At 56.0% G+C, this 14,378-nt stretch carries 15 protein-coding genes; 12 read left to right on the plus strand and 3 right to left on the minus strand.

Annotated elements, in window-relative coordinates; translation table 11 throughout:
• Positions 1 to 113: 113 nt before the first annotated feature.
• The 6 genes from cytR to rraA all read left to right on the plus strand — a co-directional run bounded on the left by cytR (position 114) and on the right by rraA (position 5,871).
• Positions 114 to 1,142, plus strand: coding sequence for a DNA-binding transcriptional regulator CytR (gene cytR, locus ACRDCA_RS04795; RefSeq protein ID WP_438688519.1), 1,029 nt, complete (start codon positions 114 to 116; stop codon positions 1,140 to 1,142).
• Positions 1,143 to 1,344: 202 nt separating this feature from the next.
• The gene (gene ftsN, locus ACRDCA_RS04800) at positions 1,345 to 2,286 is read left to right on the plus strand and encodes a cell division protein FtsN (RefSeq protein WP_438688520.1); all 942 of its coding nucleotides are present in this window, start codon (positions 1,345 to 1,347) and stop codon (positions 2,284 to 2,286) included.
• A gap of 102 nt (positions 2,287 to 2,388) precedes the next feature.
• Entirely contained in the window at positions 2,389 to 2,919 is a 531-nt protein-coding gene (gene hslV, locus ACRDCA_RS04805) for an ATP-dependent protease subunit HslV (protein ID WP_025121384.1), read from the plus strand.
• Positions 2,920 to 2,931: 12 nt separating this feature from the next.
• Positions 2,932 to 4,266, plus strand: coding sequence for an HslU--HslV peptidase ATPase subunit (gene hslU / locus ACRDCA_RS04810; RefSeq protein ID WP_021807223.1), 1,335 nt, complete (start codon positions 2,932 to 2,934; stop codon positions 4,264 to 4,266).
• A 97-nt stretch (positions 4,267 to 4,363) separates the two neighbouring features.
• Complete coding sequence (locus ACRDCA_RS04815; RefSeq protein ID WP_438688521.1) at positions 4,364 to 5,281, plus strand: 1,4-dihydroxy-2-naphthoate polyprenyltransferase; 918 nt, start codon at positions 4,364 to 4,366, stop codon at positions 5,279 to 5,281.
• 104 nt (positions 5,282 to 5,385) lie between these two features.
• Positions 5,386 to 5,871, plus strand: a complete 486-nt coding sequence (rraA, locus tag ACRDCA_RS04820) for a ribonuclease E activity regulator RraA (RefSeq protein WP_025121381.1) — start codon at positions 5,386 to 5,388, stop codon at positions 5,869 to 5,871.
• A 53-nt stretch (positions 5,872 to 5,924) separates the two neighbouring features.
• Here the strand turns inward: rraA and zapB are convergent, their stop codons facing one another.
• Positions 5,925 to 6,164, minus strand: coding sequence for a septal ring assembly protein ZapB (gene zapB / locus ACRDCA_RS04825; RefSeq protein ID WP_438688522.1), 240 nt, complete (start codon positions 6,162 to 6,164; stop codon positions 5,925 to 5,927).
• Positions 6,165 to 6,683: 519 nt separating this feature from the next.
• Here zapB and ACRDCA_RS04830 point away from each other — a divergent pair.
• The 3 genes from ACRDCA_RS04830 to glpX all read left to right on the plus strand — a co-directional run bounded on the left by ACRDCA_RS04830 (position 6,684) and on the right by glpX (position 10,212).
• Positions 6,684 to 7,529, plus strand: coding sequence for an MIP/aquaporin family protein (locus tag ACRDCA_RS04830; RefSeq protein WP_438688523.1), 846 nt, complete (start codon positions 6,684 to 6,686; stop codon positions 7,527 to 7,529).
• Positions 7,530 to 7,572: 43 nt separating this feature from the next.
• Positions 7,573 to 9,081, plus strand: coding sequence for a glycerol kinase GlpK (gene glpK, locus ACRDCA_RS04835; RefSeq protein ID WP_438688524.1), 1,509 nt, complete (start codon positions 7,573 to 7,575; stop codon positions 9,079 to 9,081).
• A gap of 120 nt (positions 9,082 to 9,201) precedes the next feature.
• On the plus strand, positions 9,202 to 10,212 hold the full coding sequence (glpX, locus tag ACRDCA_RS04840) for a class II fructose-bisphosphatase (protein WP_438688525.1): 1,011 nt from the start codon (positions 9,202 to 9,204) through the stop codon (positions 10,210 to 10,212).
• A 41-nt stretch (positions 10,213 to 10,253) separates the two neighbouring features.
• On the opposite strand, the gene emrD is transcribed toward glpX, so the two are convergent.
• Positions 10,254 to 11,438, minus strand: coding sequence for a multidrug efflux MFS transporter EmrD (gene emrD / locus ACRDCA_RS04845; RefSeq protein ID WP_438688526.1), 1,185 nt, complete (start codon positions 11,436 to 11,438; stop codon positions 10,254 to 10,256).
• 308 nt (positions 11,439 to 11,746) lie between these two features.
• On the opposite strand from emrD, the gene ACRDCA_RS04850 reads away from it, so the two are divergent.
• Entirely contained in the window at positions 11,747 to 12,370 is a 624-nt protein-coding gene (locus ACRDCA_RS04850; RefSeq protein ID WP_438688527.1) for a helix-turn-helix transcriptional regulator, read from the plus strand.
• Between the two features lie 4 nt (positions 12,371 to 12,374).
• Entirely contained in the window at positions 12,375 to 13,121 is a 747-nt protein-coding gene (gene fpr, locus ACRDCA_RS04855; RefSeq protein ID WP_438688528.1) for a ferredoxin--NADP(+) reductase, read from the plus strand.
• Between the two features lies 1 nt (position 13,122).
• Here the strand turns inward: fpr and ACRDCA_RS04860 are convergent, their stop codons facing one another.
• Positions 13,123 to 13,542 carry a DUF805 domain-containing protein gene (locus ACRDCA_RS04860; RefSeq protein WP_438688613.1) on the minus strand — a complete coding sequence of 140 codons (420 nt, stop codon included), beginning with the start codon at positions 13,540 to 13,542 and terminating at the stop codon, positions 13,123 to 13,125.
• Between the two features lie 195 nt (positions 13,543 to 13,737).
• Between ACRDCA_RS04860 and ACRDCA_RS04865 the strand changes: the two genes are divergently transcribed.
• On the plus strand, positions 13,738 to 14,325 hold the full coding sequence (locus tag ACRDCA_RS04865; RefSeq protein WP_438688614.1) for a DUF1454 family protein: 588 nt from the start codon (positions 13,738 to 13,740) through the stop codon (positions 14,323 to 14,325).
• Positions 14,326 to 14,378: the final 53 nt, after the last annotated feature.

Genomic DNA, 14,378 nt, shown 5'->3' on the forward strand with positions numbered 1-14,378 from the left:
ATGGAATGCTTGCACGTGGATGACACTAAAAATAACACCTCCACCGCATGCCAGAATTTGTGAGCAAACTGAAGTAACCGCGTTAGCCGGGTGCTGGCGCAAGGAGAAAGGCGTTGGAACACAAGCAAGAATTACCCATGGCGACCATGAAAGACGTTGCCGAAATGGCCGGCGTTTCCACGGCAACCGTGTCGCGTGCGCTGATGAATCCGGAAAAGGTGTCAACGCCAACGCGCCAGAAAGTGGAACAGGCCGTGCTGGCCGTGGGTTACTCCCCCCATGCCTTGACACGCAATATCAAACGCAATGAGTCTCGCACCATCCTGGTGATCGTCCCGGACATCTGCGATCCGTTTTTCGCCGACGTGATCCAGGGGATCGAGCAAACGGCAGCACAGCATGGCTATCTGGTGCTGATAGGTGACTGCGCGCAGCAGCACCAACAGGAACGGACCTTCGTCAATCTGATTATCACCAAACAAATCGATGGCATGCTGCTGCTCGGCTCCAATCTGCCTTTCGATGCCAGCAAGGAAGAGCAGCGCAACCTGCCGCCGATGGTGATGGCCAACGAATTTGCACCCGAGCTGGAACTGCCAACGGTGCATATCGACAACCTGACCGCCGCGTTTGAAGCCGTGCACTATCTCCACCAACTGGGCCATAAACAGATCGCCTGTATCGCCGGGCCAGAGCAGATGCCACTGAGCCATTATCGACTACAGGGCTACATTCAGGCGCTACGCCGTAATGGCATTACCGTTGAAAGCAGCTATATTACCCGGGGTGATTTCACTTACGAAGCCGGTGCGCAGGCATTGGTCTCACTGATGGCGCTGCCGAAACCGCCAACGGCGGTCTTTTGCCACAGCGACGTCATGGCGATCGGCGTCTTGTCCCAGGCTAAAAAGATGGGCTTGCGGGTACCGCAGGATCTGTCGATTGTCGGCTTTGACGATATCAAGCTGGCACAATATTGCGATCCGCCGCTGACCACCGTGGCCCAGCCCCGCTTCGAGATTGGCCAACAGGTGATGTTACTGTTGTTGGAGCAACTGCATGGGCAGGTAGTGAACAGCGGCTCACGGCTTTTGGACACGGAATTGATCATCAGAGGCAGCACCGCGGCCCCTAAACGCTAGTCAAATATTTTTGGGTTAAGTAACATGGCTGACCCAGCGCCTGCCACACCGGCGTAATGATTATTGTTGTGGTCATTTTGCCAGAACAGTTCCCCGGAGAGTTGCCTACAGGGCATTGCACCCGGGTGGTAAGCTGACGCAGAATGGCCGATAAAATACCTAGAGGATAGGTTTAACCTCATCACGACACAGCGGAATTATAGTGGCACAGAGAGACTATGTAGGCCGCGGGCGCTCAGGAGCAGCGCGGCGCAAGACCCCCAGCCGTAAAAAACGCAATTCTCCAAAGGTATCCAAAACCGTGGTGGCGCTTGCCGTCGCCATTCTGGTTGTCTTTATCGGTGGTCTTTATTTCATTACCCACAACAAGCCGGACGAGACGCCGATCCTGCCTACGCATGGCACCCGCCCAGGCAACGGCCTGCCGCCCAAGCCGGAAGAGCGTTGGCGCTACATCAAAGAGCTGGAAAACCGCCAGATTGGCGTCAAGGCACCTACCGAGCCAACGGCCGGGGGAGAGGTCAACTCCAAAACCCAGTTGACCGACGAACAACGCCAATTGCTGGAACAGATGCAGGCCGATATGCAGCAGCGCCCAACGCAGCTGTCTGAAGTGCCTTACAACGATCCTGCACAGATGCGTAGCGGTGGACATCAGCAAGCGGTACAACCGCCGGTACAGCAGCAGATAGCGCCACCGGTTCAGCAACAGCAGGTTGCTCAGCCACGCAATCCGTTCAACAACGGTGCCGCGCCAGTGCAACAGCAACACCAGCAGCAACCGGTACAACAGCCGAAGCCGCAGGTACAGCAACCAAAGCCACAGGTCGTGACGCCACCGGCGCAGACCCGGCAGCCGGAAGTGAAACAAGAAGTAAAAACCGAAGCGGCCAAACCGGAAACCAAACCGGAATCCAAGCAGAAATGGATGGTGCAATGTGGTTCGTTCCGCGCCGCCGATCAGGCCGAATCGGTACGGGCACAGCTGGCGTTTGAAGGCGTTGAAAGCCGTGTCACCTCAGGCGGTGGCTGGAATCGCGTGATGCTCGGCCCATACAGCAGCCGCGCTGCTGCAGATAAAACCCTGTCGCGCCTGAAGGGCATTGGCATGTCAAGTTGCATTCCCCTGTCCGTTGGGGGTTGAAAAGCGTCAATCTCCCCCCATCTATACTCTCAATATGCCTCGTAGTCTCTGCAACCGCAGGGGCTGCGGGGACTTCTTTCCGTCTGCAACGAGGGTCTGCTCGTGACAACAATTGTAAGCGTACGCCGCAACGGCCAGGTAGTGATCGGTGGCGATGGCCAGGCCACACTGGGCAACACGGTAATGAAGGGCAACGTCAAAAAAGTCCGTCGCCTGTATAACGATAAAGTCATTGCCGGTTTCGCCGGGGGTACGGCTGACGCTTTCACCCTGTTCGAACTGTTCGAGCGCAAGCTGGAGATGCACCAGGGCCATCTGGTGAAAGCGGCCGTTGAGTTGGCGAAAGACTGGCGTACCGACCGCATGCTGCGCAAGCTGGAAGCCCTGCTGGCGGTAGCCGATGAGAATGCCTCGCTGATCATCACCGGTAACGGTGACGTGGTGCAGCCAGAAAATGATTTGATTGCGATCGGCTCCGGTGGCCCTTATGCCCAGTCTGCCGCCCGCGCGCTGTTGGAAAATACCGAACTGAGCGCCCGCGAAATCGTGGAGAGATCCCTGACCATCGCCGGTGACATCTGTATTTACACCAACCATTTCCACACCATTGAAGAATTGCCTTCCAAAGCGTAAGGATCGAATACCATGTCTGAAATGACCCCGCGCGAGATCGTCAGCGAACTGGACAGCTACATCATTGGCCAAAACAAAGCCAAACGTGCTGTCGCCATTGCCCTGCGCAACCGCTGGCGCCGGATGCAGCTCAACGAGATGCTGCGTCACGAAGTCACCCCGAAAAATATTCTGATGATCGGCCCGACCGGCGTCGGTAAAACCGAGATCGCCCGTCGTCTGGCGAAACTGGCCAACGCGCCGTTCATCAAGGTTGAAGCCACCAAGTTCACCGAAGTGGGCTATGTGGGTAAGGAAGTGGACTCTATCATCCGCGATCTGACCGATGCCGCCGTGAAAATGGTGCGTCTGCAATCGATCGAGAAAAACCGCACCCGTGCGGAAGAGATGGCAGAAGAACGCATTCTCGACGTGCTGATCCCACCGGCCAAAAACAACTGGGGCCAGGCGGAAGAGCAGCAAGAACCTTCGGCCGCCCGCCAGGCATTCCGCAAGAAGCTGCGTGAAGGCCAGTTGGACGATAAAGAAATCGAAATCGATCTGGCCGCGGCACCGATGGGTGTGGAAATCATGGCTCCTCCTGGCATGGAAGAGATGACCAACCAGCTGCAATCGATGTTCCAAAACCTCGGCGGGCAAAAACAGAAGCCCCGCAAGGTGAAGATCAAGGAAGCTTTCAAGCTGCTGATCGAAGAAGAAGCCGCCAAGCTGGTGAACCCAGAAGAGCTGAAAGAGCAGGCGGTGGAAGCGGTTGAGCAGCACGGTATCGTGTTTATCGATGAGATCGACAAAATCTGTAAGCGCAGCGGCCAAAGCTCCGGCCCGGACGTCTCCCGCGAGGGCGTCCAACGTGACCTGCTGCCGCTGGTGGAAGGCTGTACGGTTTCGACCAAACACGGCATGGTGAAGACCGATCACATTCTGTTTATCGCCTCCGGCGCGTTCCAGACCGCCAGCCCTTCCGACCTGATCCCGGAATTGCAAGGCCGTCTGCCAATCCGCGTTGAGTTGCAGGCGCTGACCACGGAAGATTTTGAACGTATCCTGACCGAGCCAAGCGCATCGCTGACCGAGCAGTACAAAGCATTGATGGCCACCGAAGGCGTCACCATCGATTTCACCGCTGACGGTATCCGCCGCATCGCCGAAGCCGCCTGGCAGGTTAACGAAAGCACCGAAAACATCGGGGCACGTCGTTTGCACACCGTGCTGGAGCGTCTGATGGAAGATATTTCGTACGATGCGAGTGAAATTGGCGGCCAATCCATTACAATTGACGCCGAATATGTGCGCAATCACCTGGATGAACTGGTAGCGGATGAAGATCTGAGTCGTTTTATCCTATAATCGCTCTATCACTGTCCTGTCAGTTATTTTTGTGGGAGGCATTGCCTCCCCTATTTATTTCTGGCGGATACCGCCTTTTGACTTGCTGAAGCGAAAAATGAGCTTATCAACCCCCACCACCCCGGCCAGAGCCTGGCTGGAAAGTTTACGACCACGTACACTGCCATTGGCCTTTGCCTCCATCGTTGTCGGTTCCGCGATCGCCGCCTGGCAGGGCAGCCTGAAGCCCGGCGTAGCGCTGTTGGCTCTGCTGACCGCGGGTCTGCTGCAGATCCTCTCCAACCTGGCCAACGATTACGGCGATGCGATCAAAGGCAGCGATAAAGAAGACCGTATCGGTCCGCTGCGTGGCATGCAAAAAGGCATGATCACCCAAAGCCAGATGAAACGGGCCTTGATACTGACGGTGGTGCTGATCGCCATTTCCGGCTGCTGGCTGATCGCCGTCGCCTGTGAAAAACCCAGCGACGTGGTGGGCTTCCTGGTACTGGGTGGATTAGCGATCGTCGCGGCCATTACCTACACCGTGGGCACCAAACCTTACGGCTATCTGGGGCTGGGCGATATTTCGGTATTGGTGTTTTTCGGCTGGCTCAGCGTGGCGGGCACTTACTACCTACAGACTCACTCCTTCGACAGCGTAGTGATGCTGCCAGCAACGGCCTGTGGCCTGCTCGCGGCGGCGGTGTTGAACATCAATAATCTGCGCGATATCGAAAGCGACCGTGAAAACGGCAAAAATACCCTGGCCGTGCGCCTTGGCCCACAGAATGCGCGCTATTACCACGCGGGGCTGTTGATCGCTGCCGTGCTGTGCTTTGCCCTATTTACCCTGCTTAACCTGCACAGTCTCTGGGGCTGGCTGTTTGTGCTGGCTATCCCGCTGCTCTACCGTCACGGTATGCGCGTATTACGCGACCCTACGGCCGTCGGTATGCGCCCGATGCTGGAACATATGGTCAAGGCTGCCCTGCTCGCCAACGTGTTGTTTGCCGTCGGCGTCGTACTCAGCTAAGTGCGACTCAGGTGCCAGAACACATCCTGGCACTGATGATTTTGCCAACAGGGCGAATAAAGGGATATACTGATTATTCCAGCGGCAAACAGACGTAAAATCCTATGAAATACGATACTTCCGAACTTTGCGATATCTATCAGGAAGAGGTCAACGTAGTTGAGCCTCTGTTCTCCAACTTTGGCGGGCGTACTTCATTTGGCGGGCAAATCACTACGGTGAAATGCTTCGAGGATAACGGCCTGCTGTTTGAACTGCTCGAGGAAAACGGCCTTGGTCGCGTATTGGTGATCGACGGTGGCGGCTCGGTACGCCGTGCCCTGATCAACGCGGAACTGGCCCGTCTGGCGACTCAGAACGAGTGGGAAGGCATCGTGGTATACGGTGCGGTACGCCAGGTAGACGATCTGGAAGAACTGGACATCGGCATTCAGGCGATGGCAGCGATCCCGGTCGGGGCCACCAGCGAAGCGATCGGCGAAAGTGATATTCGCGTGAATTTCGGCGGTGTGACTTTCTTCTCTGGCGATCACCTGTATGCCGACAACACCGGCATCATTCTTTCTGAAGACCCGCTCGATATCGAGTAACCGCAGAAATGACAAAGGGCGCCTGAGGCGCCCTTTTCGATGGTGCTAATGGATCAGACTTCTTCCATTTTACCCAGCAATGCGCGCAGGCGATCTTGCCACACGTGCTGCTCTTCTTTCAGTTGCTGGTTTTCACGCACCAGTGATTCCTGGTTACCCGCAGCGCTCTGAACTTCCTGAGACAGGGAATTATTCTTCTCTTTCAGCTCTTCAATTTCCATCTGCAACAGCGTGATGGTATCGATCGCCTGCTGAACTTTTGCTTCCAGTTTTTCAAATACTTCAAATGTCATTCTTCAGTCCCCTCATGATAGCAAGGCGTACATCCATAAGTAGCGCCGCAACCTCAGTTGCAGCGACTGCGAACATGCTCGCACAACCAACAGGCCCAGCGCCTGTCTCGATAAAACCTTTCCCGCATTAAAAACGATTGTAAGTAGCCTGCCCCCCAGTGTCTAGCAACATACCGACCCAACGCGCACTCTGTTGCAATTTTCCTACTGTGGCTATCGGTCAAAACCGAAAGTCAACGCAGCCAAACGGCAAGGTTGTTAACAAATGGAGACCCAATAACTGGTCAGAGCACCTTTTTATGGCGCTGAAAGAACACTAAACAACGCGAATTCGCTCAATTTTATGACGAAGTACACACATTTTGATTTCGCTATTTCTCGTTTATGCTCGTTAACGATAAATTTACATCACCTCCTCAACCGATAAGAGGACGTGAAGAAAAACTCTGTAGCCCAAGGCCGCAACGCCAACGCGCCAAGCCTAGATACCTATAACCGCCGTCTGCAGGACAAAACATTATGAGCCAAACCATCAGTCCGACCTTAAAAGGCCAGTGCATCGCTGAATTCCTCGGCACCGGTCTGTTGATCTTTTTTGGCGTAGGCTGCGTTGCAGCGCTGAAACTGGCCGGTGCCAGCTTCGGCCAGTGGGAAATCAGCATCATTTGGGGCCTGGGGGTGGCGATGGCCATCTATCTGACCGCCGCCATTTCCGGTGCTCACCTGAACCCGGCTGTCACGCTCGCGCTGTGGCTGTTCGCCTGCTTTGATGGACGCAAAGTACTTCCCTACATCGTTGCGCAGATCGCAGGGGCCTTCTGCGCGGCAGCACTGGTCTACGGGCTGTATTACAGTCTGTTCTTCGATTTTGAGGCAGCCCACCAGATGGTGCGTGGCAGCAATGAAAGCCTCGAGTTGGCCGGTATCTTCTCTACCTATCCCAATGCTCATATCTCCGTCGGCCAGGCGTTTCTGGTAGAAACCGTGATCACCGCCATTCTGATGTGCCTGATCCTGGCGCTGACCGACGACGGCAACGGCATTCCACGCGGCCCGCTGGCGCCGCTGTTGATCGGTATTCTGATTGCCGTCATCGGCGCCTCTATGGGACCATTGACCGGCTTTGCACTGAACCCGGCGCGTGACTTCGGCCCGAAACTGTTCGCCTACATGGCAGGCTGGGGCAACGTGGCCTTCACCGGCGCTCGTGATATTCCATACTTCCTGGTACCGATCTTCGGCCCAATTGTCGGTGCTGGCCTGGGAGCCTTTGGTTATCGCGCGCTGATCGGCCGCCATCTGCCTTGTGACGTTTGCGTCGAGGAACAGCAACCCGCTCCTAAATCAGAACAACGTAAAGCGTGATTGGCACAGCTTTAAACGGTTAACAACAGCAGGACTCAAACTTATGACAACCGAAAAAAAATACATTGTCGCCCTCGACCAGGGAACCACCAGTTCACGTGCCGTAGTGCTCGATCACGATGCCAATATCGTTGCGGTTTCACAGCGGGAATTCACCCAGATTTACCCGAAAGCCGGCTGGGTCGAACACGACCCGATGGAAATCTGGTCCTCACAGAGTTCCACCCTGGTTGAAGTACTGGCCAAGGCCGACATCAGCTCCGACCAAATTGCCGGGATCGGCATTACCAACCAGCGTGAAACCACCATCGTCTGGGAAAAAGAAACCGGCAAACCGATTTATAACGCCATCGTCTGGCAGTGCCGCCGCACCGCCGACATCTGTGAAAAGCTCAAGCGCGACGGCCTCGAAGAGTATATCCGCCACAACACCGGCCTGGTGGTTGACCCTTACTTCTCGGGGACCAAGGTCAAATGGATCCTCGACCACGTAGAAGGCTCTCGCGAGCGTGCGAAGCGTGGCGAACTGCTGTTCGGTACCGTAGACACCTGGCTGGTGTGGAAGATGACCCAAGGGCGGGTCCACGTGACCGACTACACCAACGCCTCGCGTACCATGATGTTCAACATCCATGAGCTGGATTGGGACGAGCGCATGCTGGAAGCGCTGGATATCCCGCGTGCCATGCTGCCAACGGTCCGTCCTTCTTCAGAAGTGTACGGCCAGACCAACATCGGGGGTAAAGGCGGTACGCGTATTCCTATCGCCGGGATCGCCGGTGACCAACAGGCGGCGCTGTATGGCCAGCTGTGCGTCCAACCGGGTATGGCGAAAAATACCTACGGCACCGGCTGCTTCCTGTTGATGAATACCGGCAAAGAGGCCGTGCGTTCCAACCACGGCCTGCTGACCACTATCGCCTGCGGCCCACGCGGTGAAGTGAACTATGCGCTGGAAGGTGCGGTGTTTATTGGCGGGGCCTCAATCCAGTGGCTGCGCGACGAACTGAAACTGATCAGCGATGCCGCTGACTCCGAATACTTCGCTACCAAGGTCAAAGACAGCAACGGCGTCTACGTGGTGCCCGCCTTTACCGGCCTGGGTGCGCCATACTGGGACCCGTATGCCCGTGGTGCCATCTTCGGCCTGACCCGTGGCGTGAACAGCAACCACATCATCCGCGCTACGCTGGAATCTATCGCCTACCAGACCCGCGACGTACTGGATGCTATGCAGGCCGATGCCAATACCCGCCTGCAAGCGCTGCGTGTAGACGGTGGTGCGGTATCCAACAACTTCCTGATGCAGTTCCAGTCCGATATCCTCGGTACCCGTGTCGAGCGTCCTGAGGTGCGTGAAGTGACGGCGCTAGGCGCGGCATTCCTGGCCGGGCTGGCGATTGGCTACTGGAACGATCTGGATGAAGTGAAGAGCAAAGCCACCATCGAACGTGAATTCCGCCCAGGTATCGAAACCACCGAGCGTAACTTCCGCTACAGCGGCTGGAAAAAGGCCGTAGCTCGTGCGCAAGCCTGGGAAGATCACGACTAAATCGCTTTACGCTGTAACAGCGCTGCCTACGGGCAGCGTTTTTTTGCCTCGCCCTGCCGCCTGCCCCCTGTGGTAAACTTTGTCGATAATTGCTTCCTTTTACTCACTGACAGGTCTGCCATGAAACGTGAATTAGCCATCGAATTTTCCCGCGTCACCGAAGCCGCTGCTCTTGCTGGTTATAAATGGTTGGGGCGTGGCGATAAAAATGCCGCCGACGGTGCCGCCGTCAATGCCATGCGCATTATGCTCAACAGGGTGGATATCGATGGCCGGATCGTGATCGGTGAAGGCGAGATTGATGAAGCGCCAATGCTGTATATCGGCGAAAACGTCGGCACCGGCCTGGGCGATGCAGTAGATATCGCGGTCGATCCGATCGAAGGCACACGCATGACTGCTATGGGGCAGTCTAATGCGCTGGCGGTACTGGCCGTTGGCGATCGCGGCACCTTCCTGCATGCCCCCGATATGTACATGGAAAAACTGGTCGTCGGCCCGCAGGCTCATGGCGCTATCGATCTCAACCTGCCACTGACTGAAAACCTGATCAACATCGCCACTCGCCTGGGTAAGCCGTTGAGCGAACTTACCGTGATTACGCTGGCCAAACCACGCCACGACGCTGTGATCGCAGAAATGCAGCACCTTGGGGTGAAGGTTTTCGCCATTCCCGATGGGGATGTCGCGGCGTCGATCCTGACCTGTATGCCGGAAAGCGAAGTGGATGTGATGTATGGCATCGGTGGTGCACCGGAAGGCGTGATCTCCGCTGCGGTCATCCGTGCGCTGGATGGCGATATGCAAGCCCGCCTGTTGGCACGTCATCAGGTCAAAGGGGACAATGAAGAAAACCGCCGCATCGGCGAGCAGGAACTGGCCCGCTGTAAAGAAATGGGGATTGAAGCCGGTAAGGTGCTGCTGCTGGATGATATGGCGCGCAACGACAACGTCATCTTTGCCGCGACGGGGATCACCAAGGGCGATCTGTTGGAAGGCATCAGCCGCAAAGGCAATATGGCCACCACCGAAACCCTGCTAATCCGCGGTAAGTCGCGCACCATCCGCCGCATCCGTTCGACCCATTATCTGGATCGCAAGGACGAGGCGTTGCACGAATTCCTGCTGTAAATCTCGATCGTACAGGAGCGCAGCATGCTGCGCCCCCCTTGTCAGGCGGTATGCCCCTGATGCTGCATACGGGTAGATAGCGGCCACCAACACAACAAAATCAGCAACGCCATGGCAAACATCAGCAACCCAAGGCTGAACTGCCCGGTTTGCGGCAGCATCGCCGACAGCCAGGTCGCCAGGCCAGACCCCATATTCTGCATGCCGCCCACCAGGGCACCGGCTGCGCCAGCCAGATAAGGAAACGGCTCCATCGCGCCAGTGGTCGCCAAGGGGAACAACATTCCGGCACCAAAGAAGAACAGCGCCGCAGGCACGATCAGCGTCCAGATGTTCATCACCCCGAACCAGCCAGGGATCCACATCATCAGCCCCGCCAACAGACAGCTGATCACTGAATGCCACATCAGGTTGTGGAAGGACTTGCCGTCACGCCCGGCATACCAGGCACCAAAGAACGCTGCCGGGATCGGCAAGATAAACAGGATACTGACGGTCAAACCACTCAGCCCCAGCACCCCGCCCATCAACACACCACAGCTGGCTTCAAATACGGCAATCCCGGCCAGGGCACCGATCAGCATCACCAGATAGCAACTGAAGGTGCCATCCGCCAGCAGTTGGCGGAAGCTGGAAAACATGCGGCGCTTTTCCGTTTGCTGTGGCCGGGTTTCAGGCAGCCAGCGGAACATGGCAAATGCCACGCCGGCGCAAAGCACCAGCAGGAAGGCATAACAGGCCCGCCAGCCGAACACCATTGCCAACGCCCCACCAATCACCGGTGCCAACAGCGGGCTGACCAGAATCCCCATATTCAACAGGCTATTGGCGTAACGCAAGGCAGTGCCTGCGTACAAATCGCGCGGCATGGTTCTGGCCATCACGCCTGCCACGCCGGTTCCCATCCCCTGAATGGCGCTGGCAGCCACCAGCATCGATAGGCTGTTGGCCAGCAAAGCGCCCAACGCACCGAGCAGGAAAATCATCATACCGGCCAGGATCACCGGGCGACGGCCAATGCGATCGGAAAGCGGCCCATAGATCAATTGCGAGAAGCCGTAGGTCAGCAGATAAGCCGCCATGACGCGCTGTACGGAGCCGGAAGGCACCGAAAGGTCATGGGCGATATCGGCGATAATCGGTACATAAATGGTTTGCGCCATCTGACCGACGGCAACCAGCAGGATCAGCATCACCAGCAGGTGGAAGTTCTCAGTTTTTCTCATTATCTTCATTAGCTTGTTCAGTCCAGCGACACTCAACCCCACCCAATAATCCAGGGGGAACCACAGAGCAGCTTCTCAGCGCCGCATAAGCTAACAAATCTGATTTTTTTAGCGAGTTTCAGGCAAATATAGATCGCCGTCACACTGGCATCTATCGCTACCAGTCTCGTAAATGAAACTGTACGTATCGGTAGGCATAACAGGAAAGAGTTAAAAATGATAAACTTGCAACAGATTAGCTTTAACACTTAATCGATAATTATTTCCATCAACTTGAAATAAGATACCGCCACAGGGATTTGGGTTTTATGAAAACGCCAGAGCTGATTTTATTGCAGTTAAAAACCTTGGGTCCTCATTCTGCCAAAATGCTGGCAGAGCGGCTGGATATCACGCCGATGGGGATCCGCCAGCATCTGCAATCCCTTGAACAACGTGAGCTGGTTTGCTACGAGGAAACGCGCGCCAAAGTAGGCCGCCCGACGCGTTACTGGTCATTGACCCAGCAGGGCCACGCCCAGTTTGCCGACGGACACGATCGGCTTTCGGCTATATTATTGGAGTCGGCACATGAACTGTTCGGTGCCGAGGGTATCGATAAGCTGATCCGCGCACGGGAGGATAAACTTTATCACCGGTACGCCAATGAGCTGGCAGAGGAAGACGATCACCTCGGCAGGCTCAATCGCCTGGTTAGCCTACGCCAGCGCGACGGCTACATGGCGGAGCTGTTGGAAAGCCCACAAGGTATGTTGCTGGTGGAAAACCACTGCCCGATCGGCGTGGCTGCCCATACTTGCAGCAACCTGTGCAACTCCGAGCTACAGCTGTTCCATCGCCTGTTTGGTAAAGGCTACCGGATAGAACGCACCGCGCATGCCATCTCCGGCTCACGACATTGTGCTTATTTGATCCGACCACGGGAGCGTTAAAAGTATGGCTGAATGGGTTAATGGCAAAGTGACACGGGTGCAACACTGGACCGATGGCTTGTTCAGCATCACCATCGATGCCCCGATCGACAGCTTCACCGCCGGGCAGTTTGCCAAGCTGTCACTGGAAATCGACGGCGAACGCGTTCAGCGCGCTTATTCTTACGTTAACGCCCCCAGCGATCCCAACCTGGAGTTTTATCTGGTCACGGTACCGGAAGGGAAACTCAGCCCAAGGCTCCATCAGTTGCAGCCCGGTGCGGAAGTATTGGTCACCAAAGAAGCCGCCGGGTTCTTCATACTCGAAGAGGTGCCAGACTGCGATACCTTATGGATGCTGGCCACCGGTACCGCCATTGGCCCTTATCTATCGATTCTGCAAGAAGGCAAAGATCTGGAGCGCTTCAACAATCTGGTACTGGTGCACGCCGCACGCTTTGCCCGCGATCTTAGCTACCTGCCGCTAATGCAGCAGCTGCAACAGCGTTTTAATGGCAAATTGCGCATTCAGACCGTGGTTAGTCGTGAAGAGGTGGCTGGCTCATTGACCGGGCGCGTTCCCGCTCTGCTGGAGGACGGGAGGCTGGAAGCGGCGGTAGGTTTAACCCTGGATGCCGAAGCCAGCCATGTGATGCTGTGCGGCAACCCGCAGATGGTGCGCGATACCCAGCAAACGCTGAAAGAGAAGTACCAGATGCGCAAACACCTGCGCCGCAAGCCGGGCCATATCACCAGCGAGCATTACTGGTAGTTCAGCGGAATTTTACCGGTTCGGCCTCTGGCCCGAATCGGTTATCCCCTGGGGTGCCAAGAAAAGCCCCCAGATCGATCGCCATCATCACCACAATCAGCGTCGGAATAAAACGCCCTACGCCCCACTGCCAGATCGGTGCCAGCATCTGCCAGTTACCGGCCGCCAATATCCACGCCAGGATCAGCAGCAAGGCCCACCAACCCTTTTTATTCCGATCGTGCAGACGCTTGACCAGCACCGCCGACGTTGGCCACAGCAGCGCCACAATACAAAAGGCGATGGTCTGGATCGCAACGACATCGTAGTTGGCCAGCGTGAAGGCCACCGCCATCAACACTACCCAGACTGCCATCCAGATCCAGAAGTCACGCCGCCCGATACGGCCATTAAATGAAAAACACCATTGCTGTAAGGTCATCGATTCATGCACTCTTGGCCTGCCCATATTCTGCGCCGCAGTGTAACATAGGCCATGCCGGGTTGAGCTAGCCCAGGTAAAGCGCAGACCATCGCACCGCCTTACGTCAGCAAACGACAATCACGCGGAATTTTTGACAATTCACCCGGGTTATCGTTTTAATCGGAGTCATCTTTGTTACCGATGCCGTATACCATGCTGAAGAAAATCATCGTTATTGCCTGTCTGTACTCTGCCATCGGCAGTGCCTGGGCCGATCCACCCGATGCGCCTACCGAAGCCCCGGCGAATGCCCCCTATCTGCTGGCCGGCGCGCCGACCTTCGATCTGACGGTGGTACAATTTCGCGAGAAGTACAACCGCGACAACCCGACGTTGCCGATTGGTGAATTTCGCGTCGTCCCGTCAAGAGAGGATGACTCGCCTTTACTGACCCGCGCAGCCAGCAAGATTAATGAAAACCTGTACGCCTCTACCGCGCTGGAAAAGGGCACCGGTAAAATCAAGACCATGCAGATCACCCATTTGCTGTTGCAAGATAGTGAAGAAAAAGCGGCCAAAGCCATCGCGGTGAACTATATGGCAGCCCTGAGCCGTCAGTTTGAACCGGCACTCACCGTGGAAGAAAGCATCATCAAGGTGAATAACCTGCTGGAAAAAGGCAAAGGCTCCTACTTCTACCAGCAACAGGTTGGGGCAATCCGCTATGTGGTGGCAGATAACGGCGATAAGGGGGTAACTTTCGCCGTTGAACCGATTAAGCTGACGTTATCTGAACCCTGATACCCCAGCAATTAATGACAAAAAGCAAAGCCTTTGCGTTGATTCATCTCTAT

Source organism: Serratia sp. (in: enterobacteria), from assembly GCF_051654945.1.
GTDB lineage: Bacteria > Pseudomonadota > Gammaproteobacteria > Enterobacterales > Enterobacteriaceae > Chania.

What these genes read in the sequence shown, in the direction of transcription:
- hslU (WP_021807223.1), top strand. Translation starts at nt 2,932, where the DNA reads ATGTCTGAAATGACCCCGCGCGAGATCGTCAGCGAACTGGACAGCTAC.
- ACRDCA_RS04850 (WP_438688527.1), top strand. Translation starts at nt 11,747, where the DNA reads ATGAAAACGCCAGAGCTGATTTTATTGCAGTTAAAAACCTTGGGTCCT.
- zapB (WP_438688522.1), bottom strand. Translation starts at nt 6,164, where the DNA reads ATGACATTTGAAGTATTTGAAAAACTGGAAGCAAAAGTTCAGCAGGCG.
- ACRDCA_RS04830 (WP_438688523.1), top strand. Translation starts at nt 6,684, where the DNA reads ATGAGCCAAACCATCAGTCCGACCTTAAAAGGCCAGTGCATCGCTGAA.
- rraA (WP_025121381.1), top strand. Translation starts at nt 5,386, where the DNA reads ATGAAATACGATACTTCCGAACTTTGCGATATCTATCAGGAAGAGGTC.
- emrD (WP_438688526.1), bottom strand. Translation starts at nt 11,438, where the DNA reads ATGAGAAAAACTGAGAACTTCCACCTGCTGGTGATGCTGATCCTGCTG.
- fpr (WP_438688528.1), top strand. Translation starts at nt 12,375, where the DNA reads ATGGCTGAATGGGTTAATGGCAAAGTGACACGGGTGCAACACTGGACC.
- glpX (WP_438688525.1), top strand. Translation starts at nt 9,202, where the DNA reads ATGAAACGTGAATTAGCCATCGAATTTTCCCGCGTCACCGAAGCCGCT.
- glpK (WP_438688524.1), top strand. Translation starts at nt 7,573, where the DNA reads ATGACAACCGAAAAAAAATACATTGTCGCCCTCGACCAGGGAACCACC.
- ACRDCA_RS04865 (WP_438688614.1), top strand. Translation starts at nt 13,738, where the DNA reads ATGCTGAAGAAAATCATCGTTATTGCCTGTCTGTACTCTGCCATCGGC.
- ACRDCA_RS04815 (WP_438688521.1), top strand. Translation starts at nt 4,364, where the DNA reads ATGAGCTTATCAACCCCCACCACCCCGGCCAGAGCCTGGCTGGAAAGT.
- ACRDCA_RS04860 (WP_438688613.1), bottom strand. Translation starts at nt 13,542, where the DNA reads ATGACCTTACAGCAATGGTGTTTTTCATTTAATGGCCGTATCGGGCGG.